A 15,991-nucleotide genomic window follows, 5' to 3' on the forward strand; every position below is an offset into this window, starting at 1 on the left:
ACCGGCCGCCCCGAATCCACTGGTACAACCAGTTGACGGGTTGATGTGTTCGGGGCCACACTGCCTCGCATGACCTTCGATCCCGCGCCTCGCGTCTCGGTCTCCGACCACGTCTTCGGGCGGCTGCGCGACGCGATCGTGTCCGGTCGCTACGCGCCGGGCGAGACGCTGCCCGGCGAGCGGGAGCTGGCCGGGGCGTTCGCGGTCAACCGGCACGCCGTCCGGGAGGCGCTGCGCCGCCTGCAACAGCTCGGCCTGGTCCGGGTCAGCCAGGGCGGCGCGACCCGGGTGCTGGACTGGCGGGTCCACGCCGGACTGGACCTCGCGCTGTCCCTGGCCCGCTCCGGCGACGTACTCCCGGTCGAGACGCTGGTGCGCGACATGCTGGAGATGCGGGCCTGCGTCGGGATCGACGCGGCCCGGCTCTGCGCCGAGCGCGCGGACGCGGCGCTCGTAGCCGCCCTGGGCCGGGCCGCCGAGGAGTACGGCGACCTGGCCCCCGATCTGGACCTGATGAACGAGGCGAACATCGCCGTCTGGCGGCTGATCGTGCGCGGCAGCGGCAACACCGCCTACCAGCTCGCCTTCAACAGCCTGGTGGCCGGCACGTTCGCGGTCGGCGACGTCCCCCCGGACGCCCGCGCGGCCGAACTGCTCGACGTGGCCGGGCACCGCCGTCTCGCCGCGGCGATCGCCTCCGGTCAGGGCGCGGCGGCGGCCCGGCACGCCCGGGAGCTGCTGACCGCGCCGATCACCACCCCCACCACCCCCACCTCCGGAAGGGAAGCGCGCGCATGATCCCCGCCGTGCTGTACGCCGTCCCGGCGTTCCTGCTCCTGATCGTCATCGAGGCGGTCTCCTACCGCTTCCTGCCCGACGACGACGAACGCGGCTACGAGCTGCGCGACACCACCACCAGCCTGTCGATGGGGCTGGGCAGCCAGATCATCGGCTTCCCGTGGAAGCTGCTGACCGTCGGTGCGTTCGCGGCGCTGTGGACCGTGGCGCCGGTGCACCTGTCCCCCGGCGACTGGTGGACCTGGGTGATCCTGTTCTTCGCCGACGACCTGGCCTACTACTGGTTCCACCGCTCGCACCACGAGGTACGCGTGCTCTGGGCCAGCCACGTCGTGCACCACTCCAGCGTCTACTACAACTTCTCGACCGCGTTGCGGCAGAGCTGGACGCCGATGACCTCGCTGCCGTTCTGGCTGGCGCTGGCACTGCTCGGCATCCCGCCGTGGATGATCTTCCTCCAGCAGTCGGTCAGCCTGCTGTACCAGTTCTTCCTGCACACCGAGCGGATCAGGGTGCTGCCCCGGCCGATCGAGTGGATCTTCAACACGCCGTCGCACCACCGGGTGCACCACGGCTCGAACACCGAGTACCTGGACCGCAACTACGGCGGCATCCTGATCATCTGGGATCGGCTGTTCGGCACGTTCGAGCCGGAGCGGGCCACCGCGCGCTACGGCCTGACCAAGAACATCGGCACCTACAACCCGCTGCGGGTGGCCACCCACGAGTTCGCCGCGATCTGGTCCGACGTACGCCGGGCCGACTCCTGGCGGCACCGGCTGGGCTACCTGTTCGGCCGTCCCGGCTGGCAGCCGGCCCGATGAGGCGCTCCTGGCTGCTGCCCCTGTTCGGGCTGATCGCGACCGTCGAACTGGTCGGGGTCGCGCTCGACTCGACAGCGCTCCAGTGGCTGGCCAAGCCGCTGCTGGCGCCGGTGCTGCTGGCGTACCTCTGGGCGCACCGGCGCCGCGTCGACGCGGTGGCGGTCGGCCTGGTCGCCGCCACCGCGGGCGACGTCGCGCTGCTTCTGCCGGGTGATGCCGCGTTCCTGGCCGGGATGGGCTTCTTCCTGGTCACCCAGATCGCGTTCATCACCGCCTTCGTCCGGCACCGGCGCGCGCCGGTCGTGGCGTTGGCCGCTTACCTGGTCGCCTGGGCGGGCGCGAACGCGCTGCTCTGGGGCATGCTCGGGCCGCTTCGGTTGCCGGTGCTCGGTTACAGCCTGGCGCTGTGCCTGATGGCCGCCGCCGCGACCGGGGTGTCGGCGCGGGTCGCCGCGGGCGGGGCGCTCTTCCTCGTCTCCGATCTGCTCATCGGCGTGGGCGCGGCCGGCGTGGACCTGCCCGGGCGAGGGCTGCTGGTGATGGTCACCTACTGCGCCGCGCTGCTGCTCATCACCACCGGCTGGGTGGCCGCGGCGCGCCCGGCGACCGGCCCGCAACCGCCCCCGGCGAGTATCCTGCTCGCGTGGCCAGGGAGAACGGGCGCAAGCTGATCGCCTCGAACAAGAAGGCGCGGCACGACTACGACATCCTCAAGACGTACGAGGCGGGCATCGTGCTGGCCGGCACCGAGGTCAAGTCGCTGCGCGAGGGGCGGGTGTCGCTTGTCGACGCGTTCGCCCAGGAGCGCGACGGCGAGATCATGCTGTACGGCCTGCACATCGCCGAGTACGGCTTCGGCACCTGGACCAACCACGCGCCCCGGCGCACCCGCAAGCTGCTGCTGCACCGGGTGGAGATCGCCCGGATCCTGGAGAAGCTGCGCGACGGCGGCATCACGCTGGTGCCGCTGTCGATGTACTTCGCCGACGGCTGGGCCAAGGTGGAGCTGGGCCTGGCCCGGGGCCGCCGGTCGTACGACAAGCGCCAGGCGCTGGCCGAGCGGGACGCGAAGAAGGAGATCGCCCGGGAGATGGGCCGCCGGCTCAAGGGCCGGGCGGCGGCGCGGCGGGGCTGAGCGCGCCGTTTTCTGTCCCAGGGCGGTGGCACGCTGAGGCGCATGACCGATCTGACCTGGAACCCGCTGCTCCGCGAGCAGCTCACCTGGCACTGGACCTACCAGTTGCGCGACCGCCTCGCCGGGCTCACCGACGCCGAATACCTCTGGGAGCCGGTCCCCGGCTGCTGGAGCGTGCGGCCGCGCGGCGACGACGGCACCCCGGCGATCGACTTCGCGATGCCGCAGCCGGACCCGCCGCCGTTCACCACCATCGCCTGGCGGCTGGCCCACGTCATCGTCGGCGTGCTGGCCATGCGCAACGCGTCGCACTTCGGCCGCGCGCCCACCGACTACGCCTCGTTCCCCTACTCCCCGACGGCGGCCGGCGCGCTGGCCCAGCTCGACGAGGAGTACGCCGCCTGGACGGCGGGGGTCGAGGCGCTCGGCGAGGAGGGCCTGGCCCGCCCCTGCGGCCCGGCGGAGGGGCCGTTCGCCGACGTCCCGATGGCCACGCTCGTGCTGCACATCAACCGGGAGGCGATCCACCACCTGTCCGAGGTGTGCCTGCTGCGCGACCTGTACCGCCACACATCCGAGGCAGCGCGATAAATACAAGACTCCTTGTACATCATGTCTTGTAGGTCTAGCCTGACGGCATGACTGACGGAACCGGCAACCGGCGCGTGAGCGACCCGCGAGCCATGCGGGCGCTCGCCCACCCCACCCGGCTGCGGCTGCTCGGCGAGCTGCGCCTGCGCGGCCCGCAGACGGTCGGCATGCTCAGCGAGCGGACCGGCGAGGCGGTCGGCTCGGTCAGCTACCACGTCGGCAAGCTGGTCGAGCACGGCTTCGTGGCCGAGGCGCCCGAGCTGGCCCGGGACCGGCGCGAGCGGTGGTGGCGGGCCGCGCACGCCACCACCGACTGGGATCCCCTCGAACTGCTCGACGACCCGGAGCGCCGGCTCGCCGGCAACATGCTGCGCCAGGCCGCCATGCAGCGCTACGTCGACCGCTACCAGGCGTACCTGGACTCGGAGGCGAGCCTCGACCCGGCGTGGGTCCGCGGCACCACCAGCAGCGACATGGTGCTGCGCCTGACGCCGGAGGAACTGGTCGAACTGCGCGACGAGCTGTCCGCGCTGGGCCGGCGCTGGCAGGAGCGCGGCGCGCCCGGCCGGCCCGGCGCCGAGATGGTCACGCTCATCTGGCAGGCGTACCGGGGGCCGCAGTGACCCGCGACCGCCGGCCCCTGGCCGGACTGCTGATCGGGCACGCCGTCTCGCTGACCGGCAACGTGCTCACGCTCATCGCGCTGCCGCTCTACGTGCTGGCCGAGACCGGCTCACCCGCCGCCACCGGGCTCGCCGGGGCGTTCGCCACCGCGCCGGTGGTGCTCGGCGGCGCGTTCGGCGGCGTGCTCGTCGACCGGATCGGCTACCGGCGCTCCAGCGTGCTCGCCGACGTGATCTCCGGCGTGACGATCGCCGCCGTACCCCTGTTGCACGCCACCGTCGGCCTGCCGTTCCCGGCGCTGCTGGCCCTGGTCTTCGTCAGCGGCCTGCTCGACACGCCGGGGCAGACCGCGCGCACGGCGTTGCTTCCGGAGGCCGCGGCGGCGGCAGGGGTGCCGATCGAGCGGGCGGCCGGGTGGGAGGACGCGACCTCGCGCGGCGCCCGGATGATCGGCGCACCCGTGGCCGGCCTGCTGGTCGGTGTGTTCGGGGCGGTGCCGGTGCTGGCGCTGGACGCGGTGACGTTCGCCGTGTCGGCGCTCGTGGTGACCCTGCTGGTACCGCGTGGCCTGCGGCCGTCCGACGACGGGAGCGAGCCGGAGACCGGTGGCTACTGGCGGCAGTTCGCCGCCGGGCTGCGCTTCCTGGTCCGCGAGCCGCTGTTGCGCGCCATGGTCCTGCTGGTGCTGGTGACGAACCTGTTCGACGCGGCCAAGAGCCAGGTGCTGCTGCCGGTGGTCGCCGAACGGGAACTCGGCGGGCCGGCCGCGTTCGGCCTGCTGGTCGGCGTCATGGGTGGCGGGGCGCTGGTCGGCTCGCTGGTGTTCAGCGCGATCGGTCACCGGCTGCCCCGCCGGGCCACGTTCGTCACCGCGTACGTGGTGTGCGGCGCGCCACCACTGTGGGCGCTCGCCGCCGCGCCGCCGCTGCCGGTGGTGGTCGCCGTGGTCGCGACGGCCGGGCTGGCCGCCGGTGCGCTCAACCCGCTGATGGGCGCGGTCCAGTTGGAGCGGGTGCCGCCGGCCATGCGGGCCCGGGTGTACGGGGTGATCGGCGCGGGCGCGTGGGCGGCCATGCCGGCCGGCGCGGTCGGCGCGGGGTTCGCCGCGGACCGGTTCGGCCCCACGTCCACGCTCGTCGTGATGGGCGCCTGCTATCTGCTGGTGGTGCTGACGCCGCTGCTCGGCGGCCCGTGGCGGGACATGCGCCGGCCCACCGTGGTGCGGCAACGCGAGCCGGAGCCCACATCGGAGCGCCAGCGGGAAACGCTCTCTTGACATCGACCGACTTCGTTCATACCTTCATCGAAGTCTATTTGTATGGTTTATTAACCGTTGGGCGGGGCCGGCCGCCGTGACGGGGAACAGCCACCACCCCGCAGGAGGCGCCCCGTGCGCACCATCCGTACCCTCGCCGCCCTGGCGGTGACAGCGGTCGGCCTCACCGCCGCCCTCGCCGCCGTCCCCAGCACCCCGGCCGCCGCCGCCCCCGGCGCGGTCACCTGGTCCGACGACTTCAACGGCCCGGCCGGCGCCGCCCCCGACGCGAGCAAGTGGCGCTACGACATCGGTGGCGGCGGCTGGGGCAACAACGAGCTGCAGTACTACACGAACAGCACCCGCAACGCCGCGCTCGACGGCAACGGCAACCTGGTCATCACCGCCCGCAAGGAGAACCCCGCCGGCTACTCGTGCTGGTACGGAAGCTGCCAGTACACCTCGGCCCGGCTGCTCACCAACGGCACGTTCGCCCAGGCGTACGGGCGGTTCGAGGCGCGCATCAAGGTCCCGCGTGGACAGGGGCTGTGGCCGGCGTTCTGGATGCTCGGCAACGACATCGGCACGAACCCGTGGCCCGGCAGCGGCGAGATCGACATCATGGAGAACGTCGGCTACGCGCCGTCGACCGTCTGGGGCACGCTGCACGGCCCCGGCTACTCCGGCGGCAGCGGCGTCGGCGCGTCCACCTCGCTCCCGGGCGGCCAGGCGCTCGCCGACGCCTTCCACACGTTCGCGGTGGACTGGGCGCCGGACTCGATCACCTGGTACCTCGACGGCGTGGCGTACTCCCGCAAGACGCCCGCCGACATCGGCGGCAACCGCTGGGTCTTCGACCACCCGTTCTTCATGATCATGAATGTGGCGGTCGGCGGTAACTGGCCCGGCTCGCCGGACGGCAGCACCACGTTCCCGCAGACCATGACCATCGACTACGTCCGGGTCCAGGCGTGGGACAACGGCGGCGGGAGCACCGGCGGCCAGATCGTCGGGTACGGGAACAAGTGTGTCGACGTGGCCAGCGCCGGCACCGCGAACGGCACCCCGGTGCAACTGTGGACCTGCAACGGCACCGCCGCCCAGCGCTGGACCTGGAACGCAGACGGCTCGGTACGCGCGCTCGGCAAGTGCCTCGACGTGGCCGCCGGGTCCACGGCGAGCGGCGCCAAGGTGCAGCTCTACGACTGCAACGGCACCGGCGCGCAGAAGTGGGTGTTCAGCGCGGCCGGGGACATCGTGAACCCCCAGGCGAACAAGTGCCTGGACGCGACGGGTCCCAGCTCGGCCGACGGCACCCGGCTGCAGATCTGGGACTGCACCGGCGCCGCCAACCAGAAATGGCGGCGCTGACCGGTGCCCCCGCCCCCGCCCCTCCCTCTCTCCCCGCGATCTTGCACTTTCGGCCCGAGCGGCGCCCCGAATGCCCTATTCGCCCGGGCACAAACTGCAAGATCAGCGAGGCTGGCTGGCCGGGGCTGGCTGGCCGGGGCTGGGGATCGCTGATGGCGTTGCGTTTCTCGGGGCGGCCTGGGATACCGTGAGGTTCGTTTCGCTGCCGCGAGACCAGGTCATCGATCTCCTGGAAGCGCGATCATGGATGAAGTGACCGGAGCGCCGGCGTCGACGAGCGGGTTCACGCCGGAACCGATCCCCACCGCACGGCTGAATCTGCTGCCGCTGGGTGTCGAGCATGCCGAGGAGATGGCCGCCGTCCTCGCCGACCCGGCGCTGCACACCTTCATCGGCGGCGGGCCCGCCACCCCGGCGGCGTTGCGGGCCCGCTACGAACGGCTTGTCGCCGGCTCACCCGACCCGGCCGAGTCGTGGTGCAACTGGGTCATCCGGCTCCGGGACGGCGGCCGGCTGGCCGGCTTCGTCCAAGCCACGGTCACCGAGCCACACGGGACCGTGACGGACGCCGCCACGGCGGGCGCGCGGGCGGTAGGACACCGGCACCTCGACGAGGCGGCACCGGCCACCGCGGGACCGGTCGCGGAGATCGCCTGGGTGGTGGGAACCCGGTGGCAGGGGCGCGGGATCGCCACCGAGGCCGCCCGTGGGATGGCCGGCTGGCTGGGGCGGCGCGGTGTGCGTACCCTCGTGGCCCACATCCATCCCGGCCACCGCGCGTCGGCCGCGGTGGCCACGGCCTGCGGCCTGACCCCCACCGACGTGTGGCACGACGGCGAGGTCCGCTGGACCGGACCTGCCGCCCCGCCTCCCCCGCCTGCCCCGAGTTGACCAAGGAGTTCGTGTCGGATACGACGTCCGATCCGGACACGAACTCCTTGATCACCGGGGAGAGCGCGGGGGCCGGGGGTCAGAAGGGGGCGTCCACGGAGAGGCGGCGGACCTGGGTCAGGTAGGGGTCCAGTTCGCCCACCTCGAAGCGGCATGTGCCGATGACGTGCCAGAACTGGCCGCCCGGGTCGCCGTCCAGCTTGTACCGGCCGTCCGGGCTGACCGCCGCCCACCCGTCGGGCAGGCCGATGAGCGTGGTCCGCAACTGGGCGTGCTCCGGGTCGGCGACGTCCCACAGCCGTACCGTGCCGTCGTCACCGGCGCTGGCGAGCAGGCTGCTGTCCGGGCTGAAGTGCACCGACCAGACGCGCCGGGTGTGCGCCGCAAGGGTGCCGTGCAGCCGGCCGGTGACCGGATCCCACAGCCGGATCACCAGGTCGTCGCCGGCGGTGGCGAGCAGGTTGCCGTCCGGGCTGAACGCGCAGGACCAGAGCCGGCCGTCGTGTTCGGTGAGCACCAGGCGCCGCTCACCCGTGACCGCGTCCCAGACCACCGCCGTGCCGTCGTTGCCGGCGCTGGCGAGCAGCGTGCCCTCGCTGTTGAAGCCGACCGAGTAGACCCGGTCGGTGTGGTGTTCGAGGGTGAGCCGGCAGGTGGCGGTGGCGGCGTCCCAGAGCCGTACTGTCTGGTCGTCGCAGCCGGTGGCGATGGTCTCGCCGTCGGGGCTGAACGCGACGGTGCGCACGCGCCCCCGGTGCGGGGTGAGCGTGGCGAAGTGGCGGCCGGTACGGCGGTACCAGAGGCGTACCGTGTCGTCGTCGTTCGCGGTGGCGAGGGCGTCGCCGTCGGGGCTGAACGCGACCGCCCAGACGTGGTCGGTGTCCACGTTGAGTTCGCGCTCGTCGGCGCCCGTGTCGGTGTTCCACAGGTGCACGCCGCCGTCGCCGCTCGGGGTGGCCACCAGCGGTTCGTCCGGGCAGAACACCACGGACAGCAGCCGGTCGGCCGGGCTGGCGAGCTGCCGCAGCAGACGGCCGGTACGCGGCTCCCAGAGCCGGATCACGCCGTCGTTGCCGCAGGCGGCGAGCACCTCGCCGTCGTCGCGGAAGGACAGCGCGGTGACCTTGCGGCCGTGCCCGCGCAGCGTGTGCTGGAGCTGCCCGCTGCGGACGTCCCACAGCCGGGTGGTGCCGTCGTTGCTGCTGGTCGCCACCTGGTTCTGGTCCGGCCGCCAGACCACCGGCCAGACCGAGCCGCGGTGCCGGGTCAGCTCGTGCCGCACCTGCCCGTCGTCGGTGTCCCAGAGCTGGATCGCGCCGTCGCTGGCGGCGGTGGCGAGCAGGCTGCCGTCGCCGTTGAACCGGACGCTGTAGATCGCGCCGCGCTGCCGCCCGAGCACCCGCACCGGCCGGCCCGTCTCGGTCTCCCACAGCCGCAGCGCGCCGTGCGTGTCGCCGGTGGCCATCAGCGTGCCGTCGGGGTGGATGTCGAGGGCGTACACGTCGGCCTCGTGGCCGCGCGGCGCGCGCAGCAGCTCGCCGTCGGCGGCCCGGCGGATCCAGATGCGGCCGTGCTGCCCGACGGCGGCCAGCAGCCGGCCGTCCGGTGAGTGCACGACCCGGTAGACCACCTCGGGCTCCTGCACCTCGAACGCCAGCTTGCCGGTCGGGATGTCCCACCCACGGACCGTGCCGGCGCTGTCGGCGACCAGGACCCGCCGTCCGTCCGGGCTGAACGAGGTGCCCCAGATCGGCGCGGAGTGGCCGGGCCACTCGTGGCGCAGCCGGGCGCCACGGGTGTCGTAGAGCCGCACCACGCCCGCGGCGTCGCCGACCACCAGGCGGCCGCGGCGGCCGTCGGTGAGCAGCGGCCACACCCAGCCGGTGAACACGTCCTCGATGACGTGCCGCACGTCGCCGTGGTCGGCGTCCCACAGCCGTACGGTGAGGTCGGCCGAGCCGGTGACGAGCTGGTGGGACGCGGCGTCGTAGCGGACCGCGTACACCCGGGAGCGGTGCCCCTGGAGCGTGCGTACCGGCAGCCCGGTGGCGGTGTCGCAGAGCAGCACACCGCCGTCGTCGCTGCCGACGGCGAGCACCGCGCCGTCAGGGCTGTACGCCACGGGCACCGGCAGCCGGCCCACCTCGAAGCCGTACCCGACGCCCACGGCGGGCGGGGCGAGGCCCGGCGCGACCGGCCGGCCCGGTGCGACGACGGCGCCACGCAGTTCCGGGGCGCGCAGCAGCGCCGGGTCGGCGCTGACGTCGATCAGCGCGGTGCGGTGCCAGCTGCTGCCGGCCACGCGCGCGCCGCGCAGATCGGTCCGGAACAGGCGCGCGCCGGCCATCTCCGCGTCGCGCAGGTCCGCCCCGGCGAGGCGGGCCTGGTCCAGCCGGGCGCCGCGCAGCCGGGCGTGCTCCAGCCGCGCCTCGGTCAGGTTGGTGGCGATCAGCCGCGCGTCGGTCAGGTCGGCACCGGTCAGGTCGGCGCCGGCGAGTTCGCGGTGCGACAGGTCTTCGCCGCGCAGCACCGCGCCGCGCAGGTCGGCCCGGTCGGGCAGGCGCAGCCGGGCGGACAGCCGCAGAGCGTTGGCGCGCAGCGTCTCGCCCGCCGACTCGTCACCGAGCACCCGCGCGGTCCAGGCGGTGCAGCGGGCCGGGTCGGCGAGGTCGCCGAGGAACTCCACCGCGAGCGCGGACAGCGACCGTACCGCCAGCGCGCCCGGCTCCTCGCCCCTGTTGATCTGCTCGGCCACCCCCTCGGCGACGAGCCACTCCATCACCGAGGTGTGGATGAACCCGAACAGCCCGTCGTCGGTCCGGACGAGCAGGCTGCCCGCGCCGACCGCGTGCGCCGCCTGCGGGCCGGACAGCCGCGAGTCGGCCCGGCCGGCGAGCTGGCCGGTGGACTCGGCCAGCTCGGCCAGGCGCAGGTACGCCTCGCCGCTCTCCCAGAGCTGGAACGCCAGCCGGCTCACCGCCTGCCACAGCTCGGGCCGGCGCAGGCTCACCGGGGCGCCCGGGATGCCCTGGGTACGGCGCTCCTCGAAGTCCAGCCAGGACTCCAGGATCTCCCGGTACAGCGCGGCGGCGCTGAACGTGCCGCCCGCCCCGGCGACGGCGGCGAGCCGCCCCTCGTCGAGGTTGGCGATGAAGCCGAGCATGCGCGGGTTGCGGGAGAGCCCGAGCAGGTCCTTCACGCCGGCGAGCAGGTCCATCCGCTCGCGGGCGGCCCGCTCGTCGCCGCCGTACCGGTTGCGCAGGAACGCCTCGATCTGCCCGGGGGTGAAGTCCTCCACGGCCAGGACGCGGCGGTGCGGCAGCAGGCCGACCCGCTCGCCGAGCGCGGTCAGCACCTGCGAGTTGGTCTTGAAGTGCTGGGTCCGGCTGCTCACCACGATCTTCGCGTTGCCCTCGGCGGCCTGCAGCAGCGTCTCCAGGTGGTCGGCCGCCCGGTCGTAGGTCACCCGGGCCACCAGCTCGTCGAAGCCGTCGAACAGCAGCACGATGCGGCCCTGGCGCAGCATGTAGCGGAACGCCTTGAGGTCGATCACCTGCTCGCCGTGGTTGGCCAGGTGCGCGGCGACGAGCCCGTCCACGGAGTGCGCCTTGTCCAGCGCCCGCAGCTCCACCAGGATCGGGATCAGGTCCGGCGCGGCGGTGGGCAGCCGCCGGGCCACCTCCCGCAACGCGAACGTCTTGCCCCGGCCGAAGTCACCGAGCACCAGCACGAACCGGCCGTCCGGCGCGGACACGGTCTCCAGCAGCTCGTCCACCACGTCGTCGCGGACGCGCTGGTCGGCGCCGACGAGGTGGCGGTAGCGCTGCGGCACGTACTGCCCGGGCGGGTAGAGCCGGTCGGCCTGCAGCCGGGCGGTCTGCGCGGCGACGTACTCGCGCAGGTCGAGCAGGCCCTGGAACTCGGTCAGGTGCAGCACGCGTACGCCGCGCCGCTGCGCCTCCTCGGCCAGCCCGCGCGGCACCCGGTCGCCGTCGTAGACCAGCTCGGAGGCGATGTCCGGGTCGGTGGCGTGCACCCGGCGGGCGAAGACGTCCACGTCGGCGGCGGTGGGGGTGCCCACGTGCGCGCCGACGCGCTGCTGGCGGACCACCCCGTCGGAGCGGTAGCTGATGTACAGGTGCGGCGGATCGGTGCCGACGCGGCGCACCACCACCCGGTCGTAGCGGGCCTCGCAGACCTCGGCGAGCCGGTCCAGCAGCCGCTGCACCGGGGCGACCGGCGCGGCGGCCACCGCCGCGCCCTGGGTGGCCCCCTCGACGGCGGCCGGGCGACGCGGGTCGGGCACCTGGGCCGGGCCGGACGCGCCGAAGGTGGCCTCCGCGTGCGGCCAGGACACGGCGGTGACCGTGCCGCCGTCGAGCCGGTCGTCGCGGCCGAGCACCCAGCGGGTCATCCCGTCGCCGCCGAGCCGCAGCACCTGCGCCCGGCCGTCGCGGGGCGCGGCGGCCAGCGGCACCACCGGGTCGACCCGGGCCGACGGCGCGGCGTCGGAGAGCAGCAGGTTGAGCATCGGGCCGACCAGCCGGTTGACCGAGCCGCGGTCGCGCAGCGACACCGGGTCCGGGGGCACCTCGTCGGCGTACGGGCTGCGCGCCCCCGGCGCGTGCGCCATCGCGCCCAGCCGCAGCCAGCCGGACTGCTGGTAGTGGCGCAGGCGCTGGGCGAACCAGCTGGACTGCGCCTCGCCGAGGAAGCCGTACCGGTCCTCCTCCCGGTGGGTGATGGCGATGGTGGAGTTCAGCCCGGCCACCACCACCCGCAGGTCGGGTACCGGGAACAGTGTCCAGGGCTGCTCGCTGTCGAAGATCCGGTCGTCGAGCCCCTGGTAGAGGTCGTCGAACAGGCGCGCGTAGTGCCGCCACTTCGGCCAGTACGGCGGCTGCGGGTCGACGTCGTCGGCCTCGCAGGTGGCGAAGTACGCGCGGCTGGCGGCCATCGTCACGTCACGCGGGCCGGGCACCACGACCAGGCGGTGCGGTTCCAGCCCGAGCAGCACCCGCAGGCCGGTGAGGAAGCTCAGCGCGTCGGAGAACTCGCGCGGGCTGCCCGACTCGGTGAGGTTGCCGGCGACGACGAGCAGGTCCGGCCGGGGCACGCCGTCGTTCATCAGCAGCGTGAGGTCGCCCATCAGGTGTTCCTGCACCTCGCCTGGGGTGACCGGCGCGCCGGGGGTGATCACGCCCCGGCCGAAGCGCGGCCCGGCCACCTGGAGCACGGTGACGGTGTCCCGGGTGGTCGGTGGCGCCACCGCGGCGGGCGGGAACGGCGGCGGGTTGATCGGGGTACGCCGGGCACGGCGGGGCGCGGGCGCGCCGGCGGCCGGCGCGGCGAGCACCCCGTGCGGGTCGGCCGGGTGGTGCGGGAACGCCGGCTGCCGCATCGGCTTGGCGCGCCCGTCGAGCGCCTCCCGGATGCGGTCGAGCACCCGGTTGCGGGCCTGCGCCGGGTCGTCGACGCCGACCAGGTCCACATAGGTGATGGTGGCGAGCAGGCCGTCGATCGGGCAGTCCTCGACGCGTACCGTGACGAGCTTGTTGCCGGTGCCGTCCGGGTCGGCGCGCAGCGCGGCCTGCCACTCCAGCTTGCCGTACGTGGAGTGCAGGTAGCGTTCGGACAGCACCGCCACGACCACCTCGGCCTCACGGACGCCGCGGTCCATGAAGTCGATGAAGTTGGTGCCGGCGACGAAGTCCCACGCCTGCAGCAGCGTGCGATAGCCGGCCGCCTCGAACTCCCACGCCAGCCACGTGGCCCAGCGTTCGTCGGCCGGTGAGTAGCTGATGAAGAAATCGATGGGTCGGTCGGACCGGGTGGGGTGCGCGCCTACAACCACATGGTCATTATGGCCACCGACGGTCAACAGATCGACACCCTCGGCAGCCCGGTTCGCGACCGCGTCGGGCTCCTGCGTCCGCACCGGCGTGTGGGAGGATCATCCCTCGTGGAGACCCCCGGCGATCCGCCGAACGCCGTGCCCGACCGCTCCCGCTGGGGCCGTCTGCACGTGCTGGACTGGATCGCGATCGGGCTGGCCGTGCTCGGCGTGGTGTTCGTGCTCACCGGGCTGCTGCCCCGCGCCGACGCCGAGGGCACGATGCGCCGGATCATCCCGATCCTGATCTTCCTCGGCACGGTCGTGGTGCTGGCCGAGCTGACCGCCGTGGCCGGGGTGTTCGACGCGCTCGCGACCCGGGTGGCGGTGACCGCGCGGGGCAGTTTCCGGGCCCTGTTCTGGCTCTGCGTCGGTTTCGCCTCGGTGACCACCATCGCGCTCAACCTGGACACCACGGCGGTGCTGCTCACGCCGGTGATGATCGCGCTGGCCCGGGCGCTGAACGTGCCGCCGACGCCGCTGGCGATGACCACCGTGTGGCTGGCGAACACGGCGAGCCTGCTGCTGCCGGTGTCCAACCTGACGAACATCCTGGCCAGCGACCGGGTCGACCTGGACCCGGTGCCGTGGGCGGCCCGGATGTGGTGGCCGCAGCTGGTGGCCGTCGCGGTGACCGCGCTGCTGCTGTGGTGGTGGTACTGGCGGCCGGCGCGCGCCGGGGCCGACCCGTTCGTCCCGCCTCCGCCGTACGTGCCGCCGGACCGGGTGCTCTACCGCACCGCGCTCGCCGCCTGCCTGCTGTTCGTCGCCGGGATCCTCGCCGGGGTGGAGATCGGCATCGCCTCGGGGGTGGCAGCCGCGATCCTGGTAGCCGGTTTCGCGGTGCGGGCCCGGCACCGGCTGCGGCCCGCGCTGGTGCCGTGGCGGCTGCTGGTGTTCGTGACCGGGTTGTTCCTGGTGGTGCAGACCATCGGCCGGTACGGCCTGGACACGGTGATGGGCACGCTGATCGGCACCGACCCGGGCGCGGAGGGGGCGCTGCGGGCGGGCGCGGTCGGCGCGCTGTTCAGCAACGCGGTGAACAACCTGCCCGCGTACCTGGCCGGCGAGGCGGTGATCGCAGCCGACCGGCACACCCAGTTGCTGGCGCTGCTGATCGGCACGAACGTGGGCCCGCTGGCCACGCCGTGGGCGTCGCTGGCGACACTGATCTGGTACGAGCGCTGCCGGGCCGCCGGGGTCGCCGTGCCACTGGGCCGGTTCGTGGCCACCAGCGCCGCGCTCGCCGTGCTCGCCACCACCGCCACCGTCACGGCGCTTCTTGTCGGTCCCGGCGCCTAGCATCGCGACCATGAGCAACGCGCCCGAGATCGTCCGCCGCTACTTCGCGCTCGCCGGCCAGGCCGACAAGGAGCCCTACCTCGCGCTGTTCGCCGACGACGCGGTGGTCGAGGACGAGGGACGCACCCACCGCGGCATCGACGAGATCCGCGCCTGGCGCAGCGGCACGCCGCTGGTGTCGTACGAGATCACCGACGTGGAGCAGACGCCGGCCGGGATCGTGGTGACGGCCACGATCAGCGGCGACTTCCCCGGCAGCCCGTTCGCCGGGCTGCGGTTCCGGTTCGAGGAGTACGACGACACCCGCATCCGTCGGTTGCGCATCGCCCCCTGAGCCGGGGCGGGAAAACCGGTACGGCCCGATCCCGGCCGGTGGCTACCGTGCCCACATGACCGCCGCGCCCACGCTGCACTTCTGCACCGACCCGGGCGAGTTCCTCGCCGCCGCCGAGGCCTACCTGGCCGCCGATCCGGTGGTCGGCACCGTCGTCGCCAGCGTCACGCACCGGATGGCGGCCCGCCGCGCCGAGGGCGTCGCGCTGCCCGAGGACGACTGGTGGCTGGTGGTGCGGGACGGCTCCGGGGCGGTGGTGGGCGCCGCGATGCGTACCGCGCCGTTCCCGCCGCGACCGCCGTTCCTGCTGCCGATGCCGCGGGAAGCAGCCGTGGCGCTGGCCGGGGCGTGGCACCGGCGCGGCGAGCGGGTCCGCGCGGTGAACGGCGCGCTGCCCGCCGCGCGCGCCTGCGCCGACGAGGTCGCACGCCTCGACGGCGGGCGGGTCGCGGTGGCCCAGCACACCCGGCTGCACGTGCTCGACCAGCCCATCCCGCCCGCACCGGTGCCCGGCGCGCTGCGGAGCGCCACCGTCGACGACGTCGACCTGGTCGCCGCGTGGTTCGGCGCGTTTTCGGCCGACGCCGACGAGCAGGCGGGCCGCCCGCGCGGGACGAGCGCCCACGAGACGCCCGACCACGCCGAGCTGCTGCACCGGATCCGGGACGGCCGGGTGTGGTTCTGGACCGACGAGTCGGGTGCTCCGGTACACCTGACCGCCGCCAACCCGACGTCGTTCGGCGTGGCCCGCGTCGGCCCTGTCTACACGCCACCCGAGCAGCGCGGGCGCGGCTGGGCCGGAAACGCCGTCGCCGAGGTCAGCCGGCTGCTCACCGCCGAGGGCGCGCGGGTGTGCCTGTTCACCGACCAGGCCAACCCGGTGTCGAACCGGCTCTACGCCCGGCTCGGTTTCCGGCCGGTGGTCGACATGGCCAACCTGGTGCTGGTCGACTGAGCCCACCTGGTCTGGTCG

13 protein-coding genes are annotated in these 15,991 nt (G+C 73.9%); 12 read left to right on the top strand and 1 reads right to left on the bottom strand.

All coding sequences use genetic code 11. The features are described 5' to 3' along the window. The first annotated feature begins 69 nt into the window (after window positions 1-69). From OC439_RS00415 to OC439_RS00455, 9 genes are all read left to right on the top strand, one after another. Complete coding sequence (locus OC439_RS00415; protein WP_262011625.1) at window positions 70-798, top strand: FadR/GntR family transcriptional regulator; 729 nt, start codon at window positions 70-72, stop codon at window positions 796-798. After that, the gene (locus OC439_RS00420) at window positions 795-1,622 is read left to right on the top strand and encodes a sterol desaturase family protein (protein WP_262011626.1); all 828 of its coding nucleotides are present in this window, start codon (window positions 795-797) and stop codon (window positions 1,620-1,622) included. The genes OC439_RS00415 and OC439_RS00420 overlap by 4 nt, the downstream gene beginning before the upstream one ends. Then, a complete protein-coding gene (locus tag OC439_RS00425; RefSeq protein ID WP_262011627.1) occupies window positions 1,619-2,293 on the top strand; it encodes a lysoplasmalogenase in 675 nt (224 codons plus the stop codon). The genes OC439_RS00420 and OC439_RS00425 overlap by 4 nt, the downstream gene beginning before the upstream one ends. Further along, on the top strand, window positions 2,266-2,757 hold the full coding sequence (smpB, locus tag OC439_RS00430) for an SsrA-binding protein SmpB (RefSeq protein WP_262011628.1): 492 nt from the start codon (window positions 2,266-2,268) through the stop codon (window positions 2,755-2,757). The genes OC439_RS00425 and smpB overlap by 28 nt, the downstream gene beginning before the upstream one ends. Before the next feature lie 42 nt (window positions 2,758-2,799). Continuing rightward, complete coding sequence (locus OC439_RS00435; protein ID WP_262011629.1) at window positions 2,800-3,348, top strand: DinB family protein; 549 nt, start codon at window positions 2,800-2,802, stop codon at window positions 3,346-3,348. A 47-nt stretch (window positions 3,349-3,395) separates the two neighbouring features. Beyond that, window positions 3,396-3,971, top strand: a complete 576-nt coding sequence (locus OC439_RS00440) for a winged helix-turn-helix domain-containing protein (protein WP_262011630.1) — start codon at window positions 3,396-3,398, stop codon at window positions 3,969-3,971. Continuing rightward, window positions 3,968-5,248 (top strand): MFS transporter, encoded by a 1,281-nt coding sequence (locus tag OC439_RS00445; RefSeq protein ID WP_262011631.1) that lies wholly within the window; start codon window positions 3,968-3,970, stop codon window positions 5,246-5,248. Before OC439_RS00440 ends, OC439_RS00445 begins: the two co-directional genes overlap by 4 nt. Window positions 5,249-5,362: 114 nt before the next feature. Then, the gene (locus OC439_RS00450; RefSeq protein WP_262011632.1) at window positions 5,363-6,598 is read left to right on the top strand and encodes a ricin-type beta-trefoil lectin domain protein; all 1,236 of its coding nucleotides are present in this window, start codon (window positions 5,363-5,365) and stop codon (window positions 6,596-6,598) included. A 243-nt stretch (window positions 6,599-6,841) separates the two neighbouring features. Then, the gene (locus OC439_RS00455; protein ID WP_262011633.1) at window positions 6,842-7,489 is read left to right on the top strand and encodes a GNAT family N-acetyltransferase; all 648 of its coding nucleotides are present in this window, start codon (window positions 6,842-6,844) and stop codon (window positions 7,487-7,489) included. A gap of 79 nt (window positions 7,490-7,568) precedes the next feature. Here the strand turns inward: OC439_RS00455 and OC439_RS00460 are convergent, their stop codons facing one another. After that, window positions 7,569-13,343: a TIR domain-containing protein gene (locus OC439_RS00460; RefSeq protein WP_262011634.1), complete on the bottom strand. Its 5,775-nt coding sequence runs from the start codon at window positions 13,341-13,343 to the stop codon at window positions 7,569-7,571. A gap of 108 nt (window positions 13,344-13,451) precedes the next feature. Between OC439_RS00460 and OC439_RS00465 the strand changes: the two genes are divergently transcribed. From OC439_RS00465 to OC439_RS00475, 3 genes are read left to right on the top strand one after another with little or no spacing between them, the layout of a single operon-like run. Then, the gene (locus tag OC439_RS00465) at window positions 13,452-14,684 is read left to right on the top strand and encodes an SLC13 family permease (RefSeq protein ID WP_262011635.1); all 1,233 of its coding nucleotides are present in this window, start codon (window positions 13,452-13,454) and stop codon (window positions 14,682-14,684) included. Between the two features lie 10 nt (window positions 14,685-14,694). Next, entirely contained in the window at window positions 14,695-15,018 is a 324-nt protein-coding gene (locus tag OC439_RS00470; protein ID WP_262011636.1) for a nuclear transport factor 2 family protein, read from the top strand. A gap of 55 nt (window positions 15,019-15,073) precedes the next feature. Beyond that, window positions 15,074-15,973 carry a GNAT family N-acetyltransferase gene (locus OC439_RS00475; protein WP_262011637.1) on the top strand — a complete coding sequence of 300 codons (900 nt, stop codon included), beginning with the start codon at window positions 15,074-15,076 and terminating at the stop codon, window positions 15,971-15,973. The last annotated feature ends 18 nt before the right edge of the window (window positions 15,974-15,991 follow it).

The organism is Micromonospora sp. Mcm103, assembly GCF_024519755.1.
Classification (GTDB): domain Bacteria; phylum Actinomycetota; class Actinomycetes; order Mycobacteriales; family Micromonosporaceae; genus Micromonospora; species Micromonospora aurantiaca.

Coding starts and splice junctions, on each gene's coding strand:
- OC439_RS00475 (WP_262011637.1), top strand. CDS start 15,074: ATGACCGCCGCGCCCACGCTGCACTTCTGCACCGACCCGGGCGAGTTC.
- OC439_RS00415 (WP_262011625.1), top strand. CDS start 70: ATGACCTTCGATCCCGCGCCTCGCGTCTCGGTCTCCGACCACGTCTTC.
- OC439_RS00455 (WP_262011633.1), top strand. CDS start 6,842: ATGGATGAAGTGACCGGAGCGCCGGCGTCGACGAGCGGGTTCACGCCG.
- OC439_RS00470 (WP_262011636.1), top strand. CDS start 14,695: ATGAGCAACGCGCCCGAGATCGTCCGCCGCTACTTCGCGCTCGCCGGC.
- OC439_RS00425 (WP_262011627.1), top strand. CDS start 1,619: ATGAGGCGCTCCTGGCTGCTGCCCCTGTTCGGGCTGATCGCGACCGTC.
- OC439_RS00420 (WP_262011626.1), top strand. CDS start 795: ATGATCCCCGCCGTGCTGTACGCCGTCCCGGCGTTCCTGCTCCTGATC.
- OC439_RS00435 (WP_262011629.1), top strand. CDS start 2,800: ATGACCGATCTGACCTGGAACCCGCTGCTCCGCGAGCAGCTCACCTGG.
- OC439_RS00440 (WP_262011630.1), top strand. CDS start 3,396: ATGACTGACGGAACCGGCAACCGGCGCGTGAGCGACCCGCGAGCCATG.